A 19,907-nucleotide genomic window follows, 5' to 3' on the forward strand; every position below is an offset into this window, starting at 1 on the left:
CCAACCCGCGCCCGGCCTTGCTGGCCGGCCCGCGACGGGCCGTATCGATGCTGCGGCGCAACCTTACACGTCGATGATCGCGAGCGTGCCGTGGCTGCCCGGCAGCACCGCGTGAAGCGTGCCGGCGAGCGCGAGGTACATCTGCCCGGCCTCGACGACGACCGTCTCGCCCGCGACCTCGAGCATCATCCGGCCGTCCAGCACCAGCAGCCCCTCGTTGTAGTCGTGCACTTCCGCTTCGTAAGCCTGCGCATCCATGCGCAGCACCTTGATCCTGGCCGGCCCGACCTCGCCGACGATCGTGGATTTCCACGCGACGGCTTGCGCAGCTGCCACGGATTTGAAATCGATCAAAGACATGCGCCCCGCTCCATGAACGATGAAAGGAACGCATTATCGCGAGCGCCGCGCATGCCGTCCCGGTACGGCGCGACGGCGTTCGGGCGGCACAGTCGGCCTGCCAGCCGTGCCGCCGCCGCGCCGAAATGCAATCGCCGCCCGCTTCGCCGAAAACGGCACAAATTGTTCATCTATCGCAAATAAAGCATCGTTTTATTAAGCAATGCCGCGGCAATTCGCGCAAATCAGACACCGGCAACGCGCGCCCTTTCCACGAGAATGCATTTCCATCTATCGATTGCTAATATGGCGATCCCGCGATCCCGCACCACAACGCCGTTCGACATGACGCCCGTTCGCCATGCCGTCCCCGGTCCCGGCCGCTTCGCAGCGGCGGCGGCACCGGGCACGCGCGGCGCATGCCGTCACGCCGGCCGGCCGTGCCATCCGTGAGCATGCAACCGATCCTTTCCGTCTCCGACCTCTCCAAGACTTACGCGTCCGGCTTCCAGGCGCTGAAGCACGTGACCCTCGACATCCGCCCCGGCGAGATCTTCGCGTTGCTCGGGCCGAACGGCGCCGGCAAGACGACGCTGATCGGCTCGATCTGCGGCATCGTCACGCCGACCGAAGGCCGCGTGACGGTCGGCGGCCACGACATCCGCGATCAATACCGTGCGGCCCGCGAAATGATCGGCCTCGTGCCGCAGGAACTGACGACCGACGCGTTCGAGACCGTCTGGGCGACCGTGTCGTTCAGCCGCGGCCTGTTCGGCAAGGCGCCCGATCCCGCCCATATCGAGAAGACGCTGAAGGCGCTGTCGCTGTGGGACAAGCGCGACAACAAGCTGATGACGCTGTCGGGCGGCATGAAGCGCCGCGTGATGATCGCGAAGGCGCTGTCGCACGAGCCGCGCATCCTGTTCCTCGACGAACCGACGGCCGGCGTCGACGTCGAGCTGCGCCGCGACATGTGGAAGCTCGTCGATTCGCTGCGCGAGAGCGGCGTGACGATCCTGCTGACCACGCACTACATCGAGGAAGCCGAGGAAATGGCCGACCGGATCGGCATCATCCTCGGCGGCGAGCTCGTGCTCGTCGAGGAGAAGCGCGAGCTGATGCGCAAGCTCGGCAAGAAGCAGCTCACCGTGCAGCTCGAGCAGCCGCTCGCGGACGTGCCGCCCGCGCTCGCGCCGTTCGGGCTCGAACGCGCGGACGACGGCGCCGCGCTCGTCTACACGTACGACTCGCAGCGCGACGACGCGAGCATCGCGACGCTGATCAACGCGCTCGGCTCGGCCGGCATCGGCTTCCGCGACCTGCATACGACGCAGAGCTCGCTCGAGGACATTTTCGTCAGCCTGATCGACAACCGCCGCAACGGCGTGCAGCAAGGAGCCTGACCCATGAATCTGCATGGAATCCGCGCGATCTACCGCGCAGAAATGGCCCGCACGCGCCGCACGCTGATGCAGAGCATCATCGCGCCGGTGATCTCGACGTCGCTGTACTTCGTGGTGTTCGGCTCCGCGATCGGCTCGCGCATCAGCGACGTGAACGGCATCGGCTACGGCTCGTTCATCGTGCCGGGGCTCGTGATGCTGTCGCTGCTGTCGCAGAGCATCTCGAACGCATCGTTCGGCATCTACTTCCCGCGCTTCACGGGCACGATCTACGAGATCCTGTCCGCGCCCGTGTCGTACTGGGAGATCGTGATCGCGTATGTGGGCGCGGCCGCGTCGAAGTCGATCCTGCTCGGCGTGATCATCCTCGCGACGGCCGGCCTGTTCGTGCCGCTGCACATCCTGCACCCGTTCTGGATGGTGCTGTTCCTCGTGCTGACGGCGATCACGTTCAGCCTGTTCGGCTTCGTGATCGGCATCTGGGCCGACAGCTTCGAGAAGCTGCAGCTCGTGCCGCTGCTGATCATCACGCCGCTCACGTTCCTCGGCGGCAGCTTCTATTCGGTCGACATGCTGCCGCCCGCATGGCGCGTCGTCACGCTGTTCAACCCGATCGTCTACCTGGTCAGCGGCTTCCGCTGGTCGTTCTACGGGATCGCCGACGTGCACGTGGGCGTCAGCCTCGGCGCGACGTCGCTGTTCCTCGTGATCCTGCTGGCGATCGTCGCATGGATGTTCCGCACCGGCTACAAGCTGAAGAATTGAAGCCGCACGCGCCGCCGCCGATGACGCATTTGGGCAAGCAGGCGGCGCTTTTCCTCTGATGCGGCAGTTTGTGGTCGCGTCTACTGAATACCGAAGCATCGGGGCCCTGGAGCATGCGCTGCGAGGCCCCTTTTCATTTCAGAGGACGCCATGCCCGCCGCCACCGCTCCCGCCTCCGCCGCCGCCCGGCTCGAACGCCTGCCGTTCTCCGGCTATCACAAGCGGATCTTCTTCATCATCGCGATCGCGTTCTTCTTCGACTCGGTCGACCTCGGCACGATGACCTTCGTGCTCGGCTCGATCCGCAAGGAGTTCGGGCTGTCGACCGCGGCCGCCGGCCTCGTCGCGAGCGCGAGCTTCTTCGGGATGGTGCTCGGCGCGGCCGTCGCCGGCCTGCTCGCCGACCGCTTCGGCCGCCGGCCCGTGTTCCAGTGGAGCATGGTGCTGTGGGGCGCCGCGTCCTACCTGTGCTCGACCGCGCAGAGCGTCGACGCGCTGATCGTCTACCGCGTACTGCTCGGAATCGGGATGGGCATGGAATTCCCGGTCGCGCAAACCTTGCTGTCCGAATTCGTGCCGACCGAGAAGCGCGGCCGCCTGATCGCGCTGATGGACGGCTTCTGGCCGCTCGGCTTCATCACGGCCGGCATCGTCGCGTATTTCGTGCTACCGCAGTTCGGCTGGCGCACGGTGTTCGCGCTGCTCGCGATTCCCGCCGTGTTCGTGCTCGTCGTGCGCCGCATCGTGCCGGAATCGCCGCGCTGGCTCGAGCATGCGGGCCGGCACACGGAAGCCGACACGGTGATGCACACGATCGAGGCGAAGGTGATGCGCTCGGCCGGCGTCACGACGCTGCCGCCGCCGTCGCGGCTCGCGGAGCCGGTCGCCGCCCGCGGGCGCGGCGCGCTGCGCGAGATCTGGAGCGGCGCGTATCGCCGCCGCACGGTGATGGTGTGGCTGCTGTGGTTCTTCGCGCTGCTCGGCTTCTACGGCCTCACGTCGTGGCTCGGCGCGCTGCTGCAGCAGGCCGGCTTCGAAGTCACGAAATCGGTGTTCTACACGGTGCTGATCTCGCTCGGCGGCGTGCCGGGCTTCCTGTGCGCCGCGTGGCTCGTCGAAAGCTGGGGGCGCAAGCCGACCTGCATCGCGTCGCTGCTCGGCGGCGGCGTGATGGCCTACGCATACGGCCAAAGTGCGCTGTACGGCGGCAGCACGACGCTGCTGATCGTCACGGGCCTCGCGATGCAGTTCTTCCTGTTCGGGATGTGGGCCGCGCTGTACACGTATACGCCCGAGCTGTACGGCACCGGCGCGCGCGCGACGGGCTCCGGCTTTGCATCGGCGATCGGGCGCGTCGGCTCGTTGATCGGGCCTTACGTGGTCGGTGTCGTGCTGCCGGTGTTCGGCCAGGGCGGCGTGTTCACGCTCGGCGCGCTGTCGTTCGTCGCGGCCGCGCTCGCCGTGTGGACGCTCGGGATCGAGACGAAGGGCCTCGCGCTGGAACAGCTCGCGGCGGGCGACGAAACGGACGGCAGCGGCCAGTACGCGGCCGCGGACAAGATCTCCTGAGCGCCGGATCAGCCTGGGTGTTCATGACGGCCGGGACGGCGTTCAGCGCTGCGCCCGGCCGGCTGCTGCGTGAACTGACAGGATTCGCGGCCGGACCGACACTGCTAGACTGGGTCGAGGCACCGGGTCGCGCGCCTGCCCGGCGCATCGCGGCGATCGCGCGATGGTGGTGTCCGGCCCCCACTGCCCGCGCAAGGATCGCATCGATGGACAACGCCCGTATCGAAGAAATCCGCAGCGGCCTGTTTCGCGCAACGACCTATATCGACAAGCTGAAGCTCGGCTTCAGCCAGTTCTTCGTCCGCTCGCCGAACGGCGACGTCGTCTGCATCGAAACGGGCACGCGTTCCAATTTTCCGCAACTGACCGCGAGCCTCGCGACCGTCGGCATCACGCCGTCGAGGGTGAGCAGCGTGATCGTTCCGCATTTCGAAGTCGACGAGATGGGCGTCCTGCCCGACTTCCTCGCGGCCAATCCGGCGCTCGTCGCGTATGCGCATCCGATCTGCGCGCATGGGCTGGCCGATATCTTCGGTGTGCGCACGAAGCCGCTGAAGGACGGCGAGCCGACGACGATTTCCGGTGTCGACGTCGTGCCGATCTTCACGAAGCATGTCCATCAGTGGGATGCACTGGTCGTGTATCTGCCGGCGTATAAGGCGCTGCTGTCGTCGGACATCCTGATGCGCTTCGGCGACGAAGCCGCGGACGACCCGCTGCCGGCAATTCTCGATTCGATCCGGCGTTCGGACTACCTGCCGTCGCTCGCCCACCTGGCGAGTGCGCTGCGCCGGATCGAGGCGCTCGATCTCGACGTGATCCTGCCGATGCACGGCCCGGCCATCACGCACGACATCCCGCGCGTGCTCGCCGGCGCGATCGCGCATTGCGAGGCGGCCGCCGCGTAGCGGGAAAAAAGCCGGCAAAAACCACCGCGCGCGGGCCGGTTCGCCCGCGCGGCATCCAATCGATATCGACAGGAAAAGCCGTTTGCGCGCCCGCCACGCGGCCGCGCAAACGACGACGGCGCGGCCTAGGCGCCGGTGACGACGAACTCTTCCGCCGCCTTGCGCTGGATCGCGGCCATCTTCGCGAGTTCGCGCTTGCTGCGCGGCTCGCTGGACGCGACGCCCGTCGCCTGCTTCGCCTTCGCACCCAGCGGGTAGAAAGCGAACGACGCGCCGGCCGGGGCATCCGGCTCGGCGCGCAGGCGTTTGTTCAGGATCTTCAAGTACTTTTTCTTCGAGACTTCCTTGGCTGCCATGGCACCCTCCCGCGTGAACGTGGTGCGGTCAGGATACCAGCTTTGGCCGTGGACCCGGAACGGCGTTTGCGCCCCAATCCCGCACGCCGCCGGAACGGGCCCGCCCGGCAGCACGCGCGTCAGGCCGCCGGCGCCCGGTGACGCATCACCGGCGCCGCCCACGATTGCGACCGGTCGCGGCTCGGCGGGCATCCGAACCGCGACTTGTACACGCGCGAAAAATGCTCGATCGATTCGAAGCCCGTCGCCGCGGCCACCTGCGATACGCTCAGCTCCGTCTGCTGAAGCAACTGATGCGCGGTCGCCACCCTCAGGCTCAGGTAGTACTGCAAGGGCGCGGTCGCCATATGCCGCTTGAAGTGACGCTCGAGCTGCCGCTTCGACAGCCCGACCGCCTGCGCAAGCGACTCGCACGACATCGGCTCCGCCATCGACTCGCGCATCAGCCTGACGGCCTTCGCCACCGTCGTGCTCGTCGAGGCCGGCGCGGCCTCGCCCTCCGCGAGCTGCAGCGCGTCCGCGCCGCGCAGCTTCGCATGCAGCAGGTGACGGGCGATCTCCCCGGCGAGCTCGGCGCCCTCCGACCGGCCGATCCATTCGAGCATCATGTCGATGATCGCCGTGCCGCCCGCGCAGGTGATGACGCGCGGCTCGATCGTGTAGAGCCGCGTGGTGGCGCCGACCTTCGGATAAGCCTCCTGGAAGCCTTCGACGTTGTCCCAGTGCACGGCCGACGGACGGCCCTGCAGCAAGCCGGCCGCCGCAAGCAGTTCGGTGCCCGTCTCGATGCCGCCGATCTGCGTGCCGAAGGCCATCTGGTTCTGCAGCCAGGTCTTCACGCCGCGATGCTTCGCGTGACGTTGCGCGTCGAAACTCGCGATCACGAAGATCGTCGTGAACCCGCCGCGCGCATCGCCGATCGGCCGCGTCGGCGTCCACATGCCGTTCGTGGCATCCACGGGTTCGCCGTCGACCGACAGGACGGTCCACTCGTAGCGCACGCGCTGGGCCAGCCAGTTCGCGAGCGACATGGCCTCGATCACGAGCGCGAGCCCGAGGTGGGAGAACTGAGGCATCACCAGCAGCCCCACCCGATGCGGCGCGGGTACCGCCGCCGCTTGCATGTTCCGTGAAGTCATCGCGATACCGATCAGGGCCGGGCCGGCCGATTGAGCGAGGGCGCGCGGGCGCGGCCCTCGCGAACCATTACTCTGCCGCGCGCGACGGGCCAGAACTTGATGAAAAGCGACATCGTCATGTCGCTTTGTGCCGGCTTTCCGTCGCCCCGTTCCGTCCCGGCCGGATCGGCCCGTCATGGCCGTGCACGCGCGTCGCACGCCGTCGCATTCGATCAAGTGAGCGGCTCGCGCCGACCTTATATTCAGCTCGCGTTCCGCTCCGCACGGGCGGGGCACGCCGATCTTCCGACTCCGTGGAACCAGCACATGCACATCAAACAGCTCTACATCGACGGCGCCTGGCAACCCGCCGCCGCAGGCGGGCAGCGCGCCATCGTCGATCCTGCCACCGGCGAAACGATCGCACGGGTCGCCTACGGCTCGGCCGCCGACGCCGGGCACGCGATTCGCGCGGCGCGCACTGCCTTCGACGCGGGCGAGTGGCCGCACCTGCCCGCCGAAGCACGGGCGGCCTGTCTGCGCCGCCTCGCGAACGCGCTGCGTGACGAAGCGCCCGCCCTCGCCCGCATCGAAACCGCGAACACCGGCAAGACGCTCGCCGAATCGTCGTCCGACGTGCACGACGCCGCGGCGGCATTCGACTACTTCGCGAGCCTCGCCGTTACCGAGACGGGCAGCATGAATGCGGCGAAGCCGCACGTGCTCAGCGTCACGCTGCGCGAGCCGGTCGGCGTCTGCGGCCTCATCACGCCGTGGAACTACCCGCTGCTGCAGGCGGCATGGAAGCTCGCCCCGGCGCTGGTGGCGGGCAATACGGTCGTCGTCAAGCCGGCGTCGCTGACGCCGCTGTCGACGCATCGGCTCGTGGAACTCGCGCATGACGCGGGCCTGCCCCGTGGCGTCCTCAATCTCGTGACGGGCGGCGCCGACGTGGGCGACGCGCTCGCGGCGAGCCCGCAGGTCGACCTGATTTCCCTGACCGGCAGCAACGCCGCCGGCGCCAGCGTGATGCGCGCGGCCGCGGGCAATTTCAAGCGCGTGTCGCTGGAGCTCGGCGGCAAGAATCCGAACCTCGTGTTCGGCGACGCCGATTTCGACACGGCGCTCGATTACGCGCTGAACGCGGCCTTCTTCAACGCCGGCCAGATGTGCTCGGCTGGCTCGCGGCTGCTGGTCGAACGCACGCTGCACGATGCGTTCGTCGATGCGCTTGCCGCGCGCATTGCGGCCATCCGTGTCGGTCGCGGTGACGACGATGCCACCCGGATGGGCCCGGTGATTTCCGCGCAGCAACGCGACCGCGTGCTCGCGCTGATCGGCGAGGCCGCCCGCGACGGCGCGCGCATCGTGTGCGGCGGCCGCGTACCGGCGGGCGACGCGTTCGCGACCGGCTTCTGGGTCGAACCGACGCTGATCGCGGACGTCCGGACGACGATGGCGATCGCGCGCGAGGAAGTGTTCGGCCCGGTGCTGACCGTCGAGGCGTTCGACAGCGAAGACGAGGCCGTGGCCCTGGCCAACGACACGCCGTTCGGGCTCGCGGGCGCGGTCTGGACCCGCGACTTCGCGCGGGCGAACCGGGTCATGCGCCGGCTGCGGGCGGCGACGGTCTGGATCAACGACTACAACGTCACGCTGCCGGGCGCGCCGTGGGGCGGCTACAAGGCCAGCGGCATCGGCCGCGAACTGTCGCGCAGCGGCCTCGACGAATACACGGAACTCAAGCACGCGTACCTCAACTTCGAAGCCAGCCCGCAACGCTGGTTCTGATCCCTCTCGCAACGGGAGCCCGACATGCTCACAGCCACGCAACCCGATCAGGCGCATCGCGCGACCCGCGCGGACCTCGCCTGCGCGTTCCGCTGGACCGCGCGCCTCGGCATGCACGAATCGATCGCCAACCATTTCAGCGCCGCCGTCTCCGACGACAACCGGCAATTTCTGATCAATCCGCGCGGGCGCCATTTCTCGCGGATCCGTGCGAGCGACCTGCTGCTCGTGAATGCCGACGACCCGGAGACAATCCGGCGCGACAACGCGCCCGACATCACCGCGTGGGCGCTTCACTCGGAAATCCACAAGCGCCACCGGCACGCGCGCTGCGTGCTGCACGTGCATTCGACGTACGCGACCGTGCTGTCGTGCCTCGCGCAGCCCGCGCTCCCGCCGCTCGACCAGAACTGCATGCGCTTCTTCGAGCGGGTCGCGATCGACACCGGCTTCGACGGCATGGGGCTCGGCGACGAGGCGTGCCGCGTCGCCGACGCGCTCGGCGACAAGCCCGTGCTGCTGATGGGCCAGCACGGCGTGATCGTCGCCGCTTCGTCGGTCGCGCAGGCGTTCGACGACCTGTACTACTTCGAGCGGGCGTGCGAGACGTATGTGACCGCGCTGCAAACCGGTCAGCCGCTGCGGTTCGCGAGCGACGCCGTCGCGCGTAAAACCATGCTGCAGTGGCGCGACGACTATGCGGGATTCGCGGAGCAGCATCTGGCGGAGCTCCGGGCCATTCTCGACGAGGAAGCGCCGTCGTACGCGTGGTAGCCGCCGGACGGCGCGGCCCGGCAGGGCTGCGCCGACCGTGCGAACGCGTGCATCGCCGGCATGCCGGGCGGCCGCGCAGCGCGACTCGCGACACCGCGCTCGTCGCCACGCGCGCTACCGCGCAGTCAAGCCGCCATCCACGAGGATCGACGTGCCGGTGACAAAACTGCTTTCGTCCGAGGCCAGGAACAGCGCGACGTCGGCGACCTGCTCCGGGGTCCCCATCCCGAGCGGCTGAACCTCGTCGAGCAGCGCGTCCATCGCGCCGCGCCCGCCGAGCGCGTCGATGAACGGCGTATTCATCGGGGTATCGATCCAGCCCGGACAGACGGCATTGGCGCGGATGCGATCCTTCGCGTGCTCGATCGCCGCGCAGCGGGTCAGCATCAGCACCCCGCCCTTCGATGCGCAATAGGCCGCATGAAGCGGTTCGCCGACGAAGCTGCTCGTGGAGCCGATATTGACGATCGACCCGCCGCCGGCGCGGATCAGCGCCGGAATCGCGTACTTGCAGCCGAGGAACACGCCCTTGAGGTTGACGTCCATGACGGCATCCCAGTCCGCTTCGGTGGTGTCGACGAGCGGGGCCTCGCGAATGACGCCCGCGTTGTTGCACATGACGTCGAGCCGGCCGAACCGGCGCTCCACGAAGTCGATCAGCGCCTCGACCTGCTCCGCCGATGCGGCATCGGCCTGCCTGGCGACGATGACCCCGTCGCGTGCCAGGCGGCTGGTCTCGTCGAGTTGCGCGGTGTTGCGGCTCGTCGTCGCGACCACGCTGGCGCCTTCGTTCGCGAATCGCAGCGCGATGCTCCTGCCGATGCCGCTCGCGGCGCCCGTCACCACGGCGACTTTCCCGGCCAGCCGGCCGGTGCGGTTGTGGCTCATCGTCGTTTCTCCCGAAAAGGATCGAGCCGAGCATATCGCGCCCGGCCCCCGGATGCACAGCGCTCACGCCGCCGGTATGGCGGCGGCCGTTGCGTTCAGCCGGCTCAGTGAAGATTCAGCGCGGCCTGGAGCGCCGCCTGCGGATCGCGGCCGTCGACCGTCCTGACCCCGGCCAGCCACCCCTTCAGCACGTCGGGATGCTGCTGCAGCCACGCCTTCGCCGCGACCTCCGGCTGCTTGCCGCCGGCGATCGCCTTCATCACCTGATTCTCCATCTCGGTCGTGAACTGCAGGTTGGCAACCAGCCGCGCGACGTTCGGGCAGCGCGCCGCATAATCGGGCGACGTCATCGTATAGACCTTCGCCTCCCCGTAGTTCGGGCCGAACAGGTTGTCGCCACCGGCGAGGTAGCGCATGTTGAAGTCGAGGTTCATCGGATGCGGCTCCCAGCCGAGAAAGACGACCCACGCATGATCGCGGATCGCGCGCCGCACCTCGACCAGCATGCCGGCCTCGCTCGATTCGACCAGCTTGAACTTGCCGAGGCCGAACTGGTTGCCCGCGATCGCCTTGTGGATCAGTTCGTTGCCGTCGTTCCCGGGCTCGATCCCGTAGATCCGGTATTGCAGCCGGTCGGCGAACTTCGCGATGTCGTCGAACGAACGCAGCCCGGCGTCGTACGCGTAGGCCGGTACCGCGAGCGTGTACTTCGCGCCGACGAGATTCGGCCGGTCCAGCACCTTCACGGCCCCGCTCTTCACGAACGGCGCGCTCGTGGCGTCCATCGACGGCCGCCAGTCCCCGAGGTAGACGTCGATCTGACGTGCCTTGAGCCCGGCCAGCGCGATCGGAATCGAGGCCATCGTCTTGGTCGGCTGGTAGCCGAGGCTCGACAGCACGGTCGACGCGAGCGCGGTCGTCGCGGCAATGTCGGTCCAGCCGATGTCGGCAAACCGCACCGCGCGGCAGGTCGCCGCTTCCTGCGCGGCGGCCTGGCCCGTACAGACGGCAGCCAGTGCGATGCACCCGAGCGTGTTTCTGACGTTCATCGTGACTTCTCCTGAGAAATGGAAGGATGACTAAAGATCGAGAACGAGGCGCGAGGATTTCGCGCGTGACACACAGATGTAGATCAGGTTGTTCGCACGCCGCTCGGCGTCCGTCTGCAGGCAATCGCGGTGCTCCGCCTCGCCGTCGAGCAACGTGACCGCGCAGGTGCCGCACACGCCTTCGCCGCACACCGAATCGATGGCGATCCGCTCGTCGCGCAGCACGTCGAGGATCGACCGGCCTGCCGGCACCGCGACGCGGCGGCCGGTGCGGGCCAGTTCCACTTCGAATGCCTGCGCGCCCGCCGCCGGCTCGCGCGGCACCGCGGCGGCGCCGAACCGCTCGAAGCGCACCGCGCCGGCCGGCCAGTCACGCGCCGCGTCGAGCACGCCGTCGATCAGGCGGCCCGGCCCGCACACATACACCTGTGCGCCGGCGCGCGGCACACCCAGCAGCGTGCGCAGGTCCGCTTCGCCGTGCTGTTCGCTGCAATGCAGGCGGGTGTTCTCCCGCAGCGGGCCGCGTTCGATCGCGTCGCGCAGCGCCATGCGCTCGCGCGAGCGCGCCAGGTACAGCAGCGTGAACGACTTGCCGAGCGCATCGAGCCGCCGCGCCATCGGCAGAATCGGCGTGATGCCGATCCCGCCCGCGATCAGCACGTACTCGCTCGCGTGCTCGTCGAGCGCGAAGTGATTCCGGGGCGTGCTCACGTCGAGCGTATCGCCCGGCGCGAGCCGTTCGACGAGATACGCGGACCCACCGCGCGAGCGCGGCTCGCGCAGCACCGCGATCCGGTAGGTCGAACCGTCGGCCGCGCGTTCGACGATCGAGTAATGGCGCACGATGCCGTCCGGCAGGCGGACTTCGACATGCGCGCCGGGTTCGGCGGCGGGCAGCGCCGCACCGTCGGCTGCCGCCAGCACGATGCCGCGGATCTCGGGCGTCAGCATGACCGCATCGACCACGACTGCGGCGATGCGATCGCCGGGCGGGAACGGGATGATCGGTGCCATCGCGTTCACCGCTGGCAGGTGCGCCAGTCGGGCTGCGCCCAGACCGGCGCCGCCGACGGCGGCAGCGGCGCGCGCCCCAGCACGAGATCGCTGCCCTTCTCGCCGATCATCACGGTCGGCGCATTGGTATTGCCGCTGACGATCGTCGGCATCACCGACGCGTCGATCACGCGCAACCGTTCGATGCCATGCACGCGCAGGTCGGGGTCGACCACCGCCTCCGGATCGTCCGCCGGGCCCATCTTGCAGGTGCCCGCCGCGTGATAGCCCGTTTCGGTGATGTCGCGCGCCCACGCATCGAGCGCGGCATCGTCGGTCTTGCCCGCGCCCGGCGACAGTTCGTCGCCGCACAGCGCGCGGAACGACGGCTGCGCGAGGATCTCCCTGACGAGCCGCACGCCCGCGCGCATGTCGGCCCGATCGCGCTCCGTCTTCAGGTAGTTGAACAGGATCCGCGGCGGGATGCGCGCGTCGCCGGACGCCAGCGTCACCGCGCCGAGGCTGGTCGGGCGCATCAGGTCGATGTGCACCTGGAACGCGTGCGCGCGCACGCTCTCGACGCTGCCCGGCTGCACGGCGAGCGGCATGAAGGTCAGTTGCAGGTCCGGATGCTCGACGCCCGCGCGCGAGCGAATGAACGCCCCCGCCTCGAAATGGTTGCTCGCGGCGATCCCGGCGCGGTTCGCGAACCATTTCGCGCCGGTCCACCATTTGCGCGGGGCGACCGTCCACGGGTAGATCGAGACGGGTTTGCGGCACAGATACTGCACCACCGTATCCGGATGATCGGACAGCCGGCGCCCGACGCCCGGCAGGTCGTGCCGCGCACGCACGCCGAGGCCTTCCAGCTCGTTCGCCGGCCCGATGCCGGACAGCAGCAGCAACTGCGGCGTATTGATCGCGCCACCGCAGAGCAGCACTTCGGCGCTCGCGCGAACCTGCCGCGTCTCGCCATCGCACGCGTACTCGATGCCGGTCGCGCGCTTGCCGTCGAACAGCACGCGCAGCACGAGCGCGCCGGTCACGACCGTGACGTTGCCGCGCCCGAGCGCCTCCGCGAGATAGCCGCGCGCGGTACTCCAGCGCGACCCGCCCCACGTCGTGCGATCGACGCGGCCGAAGCCTTCCTGGCGAAAGCCGTTCACGTCGTCGGTGTGCGCATAGCCCGCATCGACACCGGACGCGATGAACGCGCTGGCGAGCGGCGTGTCGGTCCGGCCCGCCGTGACGTGCAGATGGCCGCTGTCGCCGTGATAGGGATCCGCGCCGAGCTCGTGCCGCTCCGCGCGGATGAAATACGGCAACACCTCGCGATAGCTCCAGCCGGTGCAGCCCTGCGCCGACCAGCCGTCATAGTCGCGGGCGTGACCGCGGATATAGACCATCCCGTTGATCGACGACGATCCGCCCAGCACGCGCCCGCGCGGCGTCGCGATGCGCCGCCGGTTCAGGAACGGTTCGGGCTCCGATTGATATTGCCAGTTGAAGCGGTTGCCGCCCACCACGATACCCATCGCGGACGGCATGTCGATCGACCAGTGCCGATTCGTCGGGCCGGCCTCGAGCAGCAGCACCCTGACGCCCGGATCCTGCCCGAGCCGGTTGGCCAGCACGCAGCCGGCCGATCCCGCGCCGACGATCACGTAGTCGTAGTCGCGACGCACGGCGTCGATTCCCTGTGGTTTCTTCATCGCTTGCATGCAGTTGATCGAGATCATGGAACACGAGTGCGCGAAACGGCGTCGCCGTCCGGGCGCCGGAAGCGGAACGGGGTGTGGGGAGCGGCGCTCCCCGCCGGCTACACGCCGTGGATGCCGTCGTGCACGAGCGTATGGAAGTGGTGCACCAGATGCTCGCTTTCGTTGCTGCGCTGCGCATCGATCACGTAGCGGCCCTGGTTGTAGCCCACCGAATGCAGCCCCTTCTGCACCGAGATGTTCAGGCGGATGTCTTCCGGGCCGAGATCGGTGTTCATCCAGTCCATGCACGCCTTCGTCACCGCAGGCACCGTGTCGTGCGTCGAGTAGTAGCCGAAGCGCAGCAGCGTCTTCTCCGGTTCCAGCGGGATGATCAGGAACGTGGCGAGGAAATCCGAGTACGGGAACGTATAGAACGTGTTGTGCGGCCAGATGCCGATGTTGAAGAAGCACTCGTCGGGATTCTTGTCGCCGAGCGGTACGCCGTAGGCCGCGGTCGCGTCGCGGTTGGCCGGCGCGATGTAGGTCCACCACTTGTCGTGCTGCGTGAGCCGGTAGCCGGCGAAATCGATCAGGCCGGCCAGTTCGACGTGATGCGGGCCCGACAGCGAGAAGTGATAGCCCTCGATCGAGTTGTCCATGATGACCTTCCAGTTCGCCGGCACGATCACGTCCTTCTCCTCGATCAGCCGGTATGCGTCCAGCTTCGGGAACACGCGTTTCATCTCCGCGTCGGCGCCGGGGAACAGGTCGCGCATCGACGGCGCATCGGGATCGAGATTGAAGTAGTAGAAGCCGCCGAGTTCCTCGATGCGCACCTTCGGGATGTCGTGAGCCGCGAGGTCGAAGTCCTCGACGCGATCGGTGCGCGGCGCACCGCGCAGGCTGCCGTCCGCGCCGTAGCACCACGAGTGGTACGCGCAGCGGAACAGGCCCTTCTGCTCGCCGCGCCGCGCTTCCACGAGGCGATTGCCGCGATGCTGGCACACGTTGTGGAACGCATGGACCTGACCGTCGCGGCCGCACGCGGCGATCACGCTCTGGTCGAACACGTCGGTCATCACGAATTGCCCCGGGGTGCTCAGCTCCGAGGTGTGTCCGATCACATGCCAGGCCGACATGAAAATGCGATCGCGCTCGGCCGCGAATACCGCGTCGTCATAGAAATAGCGCGACGGCAGCGTAAGCGCGCGTTCCGGCCGTTGCTGCTTCCAGCGGTCGGCGGTGACGATGTCCTGCTTCTTCACAACGGAGATCGGTTGCATGGGCGGGGTTCCTGTTTCTGTCGTTCGTCGAAGGAGCGGCGGCCCGGTCTGCTGGCCGTCCGCCTTGAAGCGAACTTTATGGGGCCCCGCCGGCCCGCACTTGATGGTTCGCGACGTCGCGATGTCGCCGCCGCCGGGCGAACCGTCGCGATTCCACCGCACTAATATTTTTTTCGTGATGTCGATTTCGTCGCCGCCCGCCCGTCGTATCGTTGCAAGCCCGAGCAGGCCGCGTTACACGGCCGGCATGCCCCTCACCCATTCACGAAGGAGAAACGACCATGCGCGTCCTGGTAATCGTCAAGGCCACCACCGATTCCGAATCCGGCCGGATGCCCGACCCCGAAATGATCGCCGCGATGGGCCGGTTCAACGAAGAACTGGCGCAAGCCGGGATCCTGCTCGCCGCCGACGGGCTGCACCCGAGCATGCGCGGCAAGCGCGTGCACTTCGCCGGCAAGAACCGCACCGTCGTCGACGGCCCGTTCGCCGAGACGAAGGAGCTCGTCGCCGGCTTCTGGCTGTGGCAGGTGAAATCGATGGAAGAAGCGGTTGAATGGGTGAAGCGCTGCCCGAACCCGATGCCCGGCGACTCCGACATCGAGATCCGCCCGCTGTTCGAGGCCGATGACTTCAGCCCGGCCTTCACGGACGCGTTGCAGGAGCAAAAGGCGCGGCAGCGCGCGCAAGCCGAGGCCGGGAAGCACGCGTAAGTCGAGCGGCGTCCGACGGTCTCGCATGACCGCCGGGCGCCGCCCCTACCCGCTGACGCGTGCGCGGCTCACGCGCGTTTGCGCGGCACCGCGAGCCGCTCGACCGCGCCGCCGGTCACGTCCCTGAACATGCCGGCATTGCCGTACGCCCGCGCGGCCAGCATCGCGCCGTAGACCAGCGAGACGAACGTCGCGGCCTCGGTCGGCACCGACACGCCCGGCTGCACGACGCCATCCTTCACCCCGGCCTCGAGCACGCGCACCAGCCACGCGGCGAGATCGTCGAAATGCGCCTTCACCGCGCGCGCGACGTCGTCAGGCAGCGCCGGCAGCTCCGCGCCGAGCATGCCGGCCACGCAGAACGGCGCGCTGTCGTCCGCGATGCAGCGTTCCCAGTAGCCGATGTACGCGCGCATCTGCACCAGCGCGTCGGCGCCGCTCGCATCGAGCAGCGACATATCGGCATCGAAATTCGCCTGCGATTGCTGCAGCACGGCGACCGCCAGATCCGCCTTGGTCGGGAAATGGTGATGAATGCTCGCCTTCCGGATGTCGATCGCGTCGGCGATGTCCGCATAGCTGAACCCGCTGTAGCCGCGCCGCATGATCAGTTGCCGCCCGGCTTCGAGAATGCGGCCCGCCGTACTGTCCCCCGTTATCGTCATAGTTACCTACCATCTAGTCGGATGAAAACTTGAATAGTTTACCGCCGCGAGATACTGTTTTCTAGCTGTGCTTTCTCCTTGAAGTTGAGACTACCTACTAGTAGGATGGCTACATCGACGGAACAAAACGACTGTCGATACCCGACGGTTCCTAACCTGCCTTTCTTCTGGAGAATGAAAATGACGCGCTCGTCCCAACTCCGCCGCATCGCTGCCGCACTCGCCGTGTCCGCCGCCGCTTTCGGCTCGCATGCGGCCGTCGCCGCCCCCGTCAAGAACGTCGTGCTGGTTCACGGCTACTTCGCCGACGGCTCGGGCTGGCAAGCTGTTTCGAACATCCTGACGCGCGACGGCTACAAGGTTTCCGTCGTTCAGCAGCCGGAAACGTCGTTCGACGACGACGTGAAGGCAACCCGGCGTGTCATCGACGCGCAGGACGGCCCGAGCATCCTCGTCGGCCACAGCTACGGCGGCGCGGTGATCACCGAAGCCGGTAACGACGACAAGGTCACGGGCCTCGTCTATGTGGCCGCGTTCCAGCCCGACACCGGCGAGAGCCCGCTCGACCTGACCAAGAAGACGCCGCCCGCCACCCAGGCGATCAAGGCCACGCAGGACGGCTACCTGTATTTCGACCCGGCGTCGTTCCACGCCGACTTCGCAGCCGACGTGCCGGCCGCCGAAGCGAAATTCATGGCGATCTCGCAAGTCACGCCGGCCGCGCAGTCGTTCGGCGTGCCGATCACGCATGCCGCATGGCGCACCAAGCCGAGCTGGGCCGTGGTCGCCACCGCCGACCGCGCGATCAACCCGGAACTCGAACGCTTCATGACGCAACGCGCCGGCAGCAAGACGATCGAACTCAAGTCGAGCCATGTCGCCTACATCTCGCATCCCGCCGAAGTCGCGAAGCTGATCGAACAGGCAGCCAAGGGCGCCGGCAAGGAGTGACGCCACGCATTGCCCGATTCCGCCCGTTGACACTGCTCGGCGAGTAACGTATCGTTTTGATACGTTACTCGCCGAGATCCTTCCGTCATGCATTCCCGCTTCGACCGCTTTCGCACCACGCCGCTCGGCGCCCAGCTCGAAGCACTCATCGTGCAACCCGGGCACTACGTCGAATTCGCCGCGCTGTCGCGCGTGGGCGTCGCCGCGATCGGCGCAATCCAGCACGAGATCGCACTGAAATTCCCCGAAATCGAAACCGACACGACGGCCCGTCAGTTCTGCGGCGCGATGGTCGCGGAAGTCATGCGTCGTCACGGCCATGACGTCGTGCAGGCACGCGGGCGGCTCGGCGGCACGCTGTTCAGCTATGGCGCGGTGTTCAGCGCGTATCCGCAGTTGCTGCCGTTCGCCGACGTCGTCGCCGCGCTGGCCCGCCTGCCCGATCGGCTCGCCGCATATGCGGCGCACGTGCCAGCCGCGCTGTGGACACGCCGCCCCGACGGCACGGGCTTCTCGCTGGTCGAGCATGCGTGCCACCTGCGCGATCTCGACGCGGTGTTTGCCGAACGCATCGACGCCGTGCGCACGCTCGAATTGCCGGTGATCGCGTCCGTCGACGGCACCGTGCTCGCCGCGCAACGCGACTATCTCGCGCAGCCGCTTGACGCTGCCGTCTCGGCATTCCGCACGGGGCGCGCCGCGCTGCGCGCAACCGCGGCCGCGCTCGATCCCGCGCAACTCGCACGCTGCGGCTTGCGCGACGGCATCCGCCGCATGTCGCTCGAGGAACTCGTGCGCGAGCTGCTCGACCACGACCGCACGCACGTGCTCGAACTCGACGAACTGCTCGCCGAACTCGAATTGCCGCCCCTTCCTTCCGCGCCCGCCGCATGAACTCGCCTACGCCCGTCGTCTTCATTCACGGTTTCATCGGCACGCTCGACGTGCGCGGGTGGAACGGCCCGCACCTCGCTCCCGACCTGCTCGGCTACGGCGCGCATCGCGCGGTACCGTTCGATGCGATCACGCTCGCCGCGCAGGTCGAGCATGTCCGCCATACCGTCGATACGCACTTCGGCGCGCAGCCGGTCGATGTCGTCGGCCACTCGGTCGGCGGCGCAATCGCGATGCTGTTCGCGCATGCGCATCCCGAACGCGTGCGGCGGATCGTCAACGTCGAAGGCAACTTCACGCTCGACGATGCGTTCTGGTCGGCATCGGTCGGCCGCATGACGCCCGCCGAAGCCGATGCAATGCTCGACGGGCTGCGCGCCGATCCGCCCGGCTGGCTGCGCGGCGCGATCGACATGCCGTCGCCCGGCCTGCTCGACGACGCCCGCCGCTGGCTCGCGCATCAGCCGGCCTCGACGCTGCGCGCGATGGGCCGCTCGGTCGTCGCGACGACGGGTGAGCCCGGCTATTTGCAGGCGCTCGCGCAGGTGTTCGAGCGTCACCCGGTCTGGCTGGTCGCCGGCGAACGGTCGCGCGCAGGCTGGCACGTGCCCGACTGGGCGCTCGCGCGCTGCGCCGGCTTCGATACGATCGAGCACTGCGGGCATCTGATCCCGGCCGAGCAGCCCGATGCGTTTCGCGCGGCGGTCGAGCGCATCGCGTATGCAGCGCCCGCCTGACAACCCGTAGGATTCGCCGAAATATGGTTGAAAGGCGCGGTTGCTAGAGTCGCCCGAACAGGGTTTCCCGGCGCCCGGCGCCGGACGGGGTCGACACATGCGAGGATCGATGTACCTGGCACGCGCCTTCTGGCTGCTTCTGCTGCTCGCCATTTCAGGCCCTGCTCTCGCCTTCCACGCGCGGGTCGTCGCGATACCCAGCGCCGCGATGAACGAGACGCTCAAGGCCACCGTCGTGCTGCCCGACGCTTATGCGCGCGGCAGCCGCGACGGCGACCGCTATCCGGTCGTCTATCTGCTGCACGGTTCAGGCGGCGACCATACCGACTGGACGTCGAACACGCACATCGCAGCGCTGGCCGACCGTTACCACGTGATCCTCGTGATGCCCGACGGCGGGCACGAGAGCTGGTACATCGACAGCCCGTTCGACTCGGGCAGCCGCTACGAGACCTTCATCGGCGACGAAGTCGTATCGTACGTCGATTCGCACTTCCGCACGATCGCGACACAGCACGCCCGCGCGATCACCGGACTCAGCATGGGCGGCTTCGGCGCGCTGCGCATCGCACTCGACCGGCCGGACACGTTCGGCGCGGTCGGCAGCATCAGCGGCGCGGTCGATCCGCGCTGTTGCGAGGACGAGCCGGGCATCGACCACGTGTTCGGCGACCCCGGCCGCCATCCGTCGTTCTGGAATCGCAACGTGATCGTCGCCAGCGCCAGCGCGTTCGTGCGCGCGCATCTCGACCTGACGATCGATTGCGGCCGCGACGACGCGTTCGTCGGCTCGAACCGCACGCTGCACGAACGGCTCGTCGCGCTCGGCGTGCCGCACGATTACGCGGAGCGGCCAGGCGGCCACACGTGGGATTACTGGGCGAATGCGATCCGCTACCAGATGCGGTTCTTCGCGACGTCGTTCCAGCATGGCGGCTATGCGTACCATCCGGCGCCCCATGCGCCGGGCATGACGCGCGCAGGCTGACGCGCGCCGCGTCGCAACGCGGC

Annotated in this window: 20 protein-coding genes; 11 read left to right on the plus strand and 9 right to left on the minus strand. The window is 68.1% G+C overall.

The genetic code is table 11. From position 1 onward, the window contains the following. Nucleotides 1-63: 63 nt before the first annotated feature. Complete coding sequence (locus G3N61_RS13925; protein WP_011354152.1) at nucleotides 64-360, minus strand: cupin domain-containing protein; 297 nt, start codon at nucleotides 358-360, stop codon at nucleotides 64-66. 434 nt (nucleotides 361-794) lie between these two features. Between G3N61_RS13925 and G3N61_RS13930 the strand changes: the two genes are divergently transcribed. The 4 genes from G3N61_RS13930 to G3N61_RS13945 all read left to right on the plus strand — a co-directional run bounded on the left by G3N61_RS13930 (nucleotide 795) and on the right by G3N61_RS13945 (nucleotide 4,984). Next, nucleotides 795-1,742, plus strand: a complete 948-nt coding sequence (locus tag G3N61_RS13930; RefSeq protein ID WP_043181413.1) for an ABC transporter ATP-binding protein — start codon at nucleotides 795-797, stop codon at nucleotides 1,740-1,742. A 3-nt stretch (nucleotides 1,743-1,745) separates the two neighbouring features. Further along, on the plus strand, nucleotides 1,746-2,507 hold the full coding sequence (locus tag G3N61_RS13935; protein WP_011354149.1) for an ABC transporter permease: 762 nt from the start codon (nucleotides 1,746-1,748) through the stop codon (nucleotides 2,505-2,507). A gap of 150 nt (nucleotides 2,508-2,657) precedes the next feature. Then, the gene (locus G3N61_RS13940; RefSeq protein WP_205822744.1) at nucleotides 2,658-4,076 is read left to right on the plus strand and encodes an MFS transporter; all 1,419 of its coding nucleotides are present in this window, start codon (nucleotides 2,658-2,660) and stop codon (nucleotides 4,074-4,076) included. A 206-nt stretch (nucleotides 4,077-4,282) separates the two neighbouring features. Continuing rightward, complete coding sequence (locus G3N61_RS13945) at nucleotides 4,283-4,984, plus strand: MBL fold metallo-hydrolase (RefSeq protein ID WP_205822745.1); 702 nt, start codon at nucleotides 4,283-4,285, stop codon at nucleotides 4,982-4,984. Nucleotides 4,985-5,109: 125 nt separating this feature from the next. On the opposite strand, the gene G3N61_RS13950 is transcribed toward G3N61_RS13945, so the two are convergent. Further along, the gene (locus tag G3N61_RS13950; protein WP_041493471.1) at nucleotides 5,110-5,340 is read right to left on the minus strand and encodes a hypothetical protein; all 231 of its coding nucleotides are present in this window, start codon (nucleotides 5,338-5,340) and stop codon (nucleotides 5,110-5,112) included. Between the two features lie 119 nt (nucleotides 5,341-5,459). After that, nucleotides 5,460-6,479: a GlxA family transcriptional regulator gene (locus G3N61_RS13955; RefSeq protein WP_043180524.1), complete on the minus strand. Its 1,020-nt coding sequence runs from the start codon at nucleotides 6,477-6,479 to the stop codon at nucleotides 5,460-5,462. A gap of 306 nt (nucleotides 6,480-6,785) precedes the next feature. Here G3N61_RS13955 and G3N61_RS13960 point away from each other — a divergent pair, with 306 nt between their 5' ends. Both G3N61_RS13960 and G3N61_RS13965 read left to right on the plus strand, forming a co-directional pair. After that, nucleotides 6,786-8,249, plus strand: a complete 1,464-nt coding sequence (locus tag G3N61_RS13960; protein WP_205822746.1) for an aldehyde dehydrogenase family protein — start codon at nucleotides 6,786-6,788, stop codon at nucleotides 8,247-8,249. 24 nt (nucleotides 8,250-8,273) lie between these two features. Then, nucleotides 8,274-9,023 (plus strand): class II aldolase and adducin N-terminal domain-containing protein, encoded by a 750-nt coding sequence (locus tag G3N61_RS13965; protein WP_205822747.1) that lies wholly within the window; start codon nucleotides 8,274-8,276, stop codon nucleotides 9,021-9,023. 114 nt (nucleotides 9,024-9,137) lie between these two features. On the opposite strand, the gene G3N61_RS13970 is transcribed toward G3N61_RS13965, so the two are convergent. The 5 genes from G3N61_RS13970 to G3N61_RS13990 form a co-directional block, all read right to left on the minus strand. Then, nucleotides 9,138-9,911: an SDR family oxidoreductase gene (locus tag G3N61_RS13970; RefSeq protein ID WP_043180528.1), complete on the minus strand. Its 774-nt coding sequence runs from the start codon at nucleotides 9,909-9,911 to the stop codon at nucleotides 9,138-9,140. A 104-nt stretch (nucleotides 9,912-10,015) separates the two neighbouring features. Then, nucleotides 10,016-10,960, minus strand: coding sequence for a choline ABC transporter substrate-binding protein (locus tag G3N61_RS13975; protein WP_089451973.1), 945 nt, complete (start codon nucleotides 10,958-10,960; stop codon nucleotides 10,016-10,018). 30 nt (nucleotides 10,961-10,990) lie between these two features. Then, entirely contained in the window at nucleotides 10,991-11,974 is a 984-nt protein-coding gene (locus G3N61_RS13980; RefSeq protein WP_143331064.1) for a PDR/VanB family oxidoreductase, read from the minus strand. A gap of 5 nt (nucleotides 11,975-11,979) precedes the next feature. Then, a complete protein-coding gene (locus tag G3N61_RS13985; RefSeq protein WP_089452440.1) occupies nucleotides 11,980-13,665 on the minus strand; it encodes a choline dehydrogenase in 1,686 nt (561 codons plus the stop codon). Between the two features lie 107 nt (nucleotides 13,666-13,772). Next, the gene (locus G3N61_RS13990; RefSeq protein WP_205822750.1) at nucleotides 13,773-14,936 is read right to left on the minus strand and encodes an aromatic ring-hydroxylating dioxygenase subunit alpha; all 1,164 of its coding nucleotides are present in this window, start codon (nucleotides 14,934-14,936) and stop codon (nucleotides 13,773-13,775) included. Between the two features lie 281 nt (nucleotides 14,937-15,217). Here G3N61_RS13990 and G3N61_RS13995 point away from each other — a divergent pair, with 281 nt between their 5' ends. Then, a complete protein-coding gene (locus G3N61_RS13995) occupies nucleotides 15,218-15,649 on the plus strand; it encodes a YciI family protein (RefSeq protein WP_205822752.1) in 432 nt (143 codons plus the stop codon). Nucleotides 15,650-15,717: 68 nt separating this feature from the next. Here the strand turns inward: G3N61_RS13995 and G3N61_RS14000 are convergent, their stop codons facing one another. Next, the gene (locus G3N61_RS14000; protein WP_205822753.1) at nucleotides 15,718-16,314 is read right to left on the minus strand and encodes a TetR/AcrR family transcriptional regulator; all 597 of its coding nucleotides are present in this window, start codon (nucleotides 16,312-16,314) and stop codon (nucleotides 15,718-15,720) included. A gap of 180 nt (nucleotides 16,315-16,494) precedes the next feature. Here G3N61_RS14000 and G3N61_RS14005 point away from each other — a divergent pair, with 180 nt between their 5' ends. The 4 genes from G3N61_RS14005 to G3N61_RS14020 all read left to right on the plus strand — a co-directional run bounded on the left by G3N61_RS14005 (nucleotide 16,495) and on the right by G3N61_RS14020 (nucleotide 19,884). Then, nucleotides 16,495-17,265, plus strand: a complete 771-nt coding sequence (locus G3N61_RS14005) for an alpha/beta hydrolase (RefSeq protein WP_043180537.1) — start codon at nucleotides 16,495-16,497, stop codon at nucleotides 17,263-17,265. Between the two features lie 87 nt (nucleotides 17,266-17,352). Beyond that, on the plus strand, nucleotides 17,353-18,159 hold the full coding sequence (locus tag G3N61_RS14010) for a DinB family protein (protein WP_205822755.1): 807 nt from the start codon (nucleotides 17,353-17,355) through the stop codon (nucleotides 18,157-18,159). Then, the gene (locus tag G3N61_RS14015) at nucleotides 18,156-18,896 is read left to right on the plus strand and encodes an alpha/beta hydrolase (RefSeq protein ID WP_205822757.1); all 741 of its coding nucleotides are present in this window, start codon (nucleotides 18,156-18,158) and stop codon (nucleotides 18,894-18,896) included. Before G3N61_RS14010 ends, G3N61_RS14015 begins: the two co-directional genes overlap by 4 nt. Before the next feature lie 109 nt (nucleotides 18,897-19,005). Continuing rightward, entirely contained in the window at nucleotides 19,006-19,884 is an 879-nt protein-coding gene (locus G3N61_RS14020; protein WP_205822759.1) for an alpha/beta hydrolase family protein, read from the plus strand. Nucleotides 19,885-19,907 lie beyond the last annotated feature (23 nt).

Source organism: Burkholderia sp. Ac-20349 (assembly GCF_017104865.1).
Classification (GTDB): domain Bacteria; phylum Pseudomonadota; class Gammaproteobacteria; order Burkholderiales; family Burkholderiaceae; genus Burkholderia; species Burkholderia aenigmatica.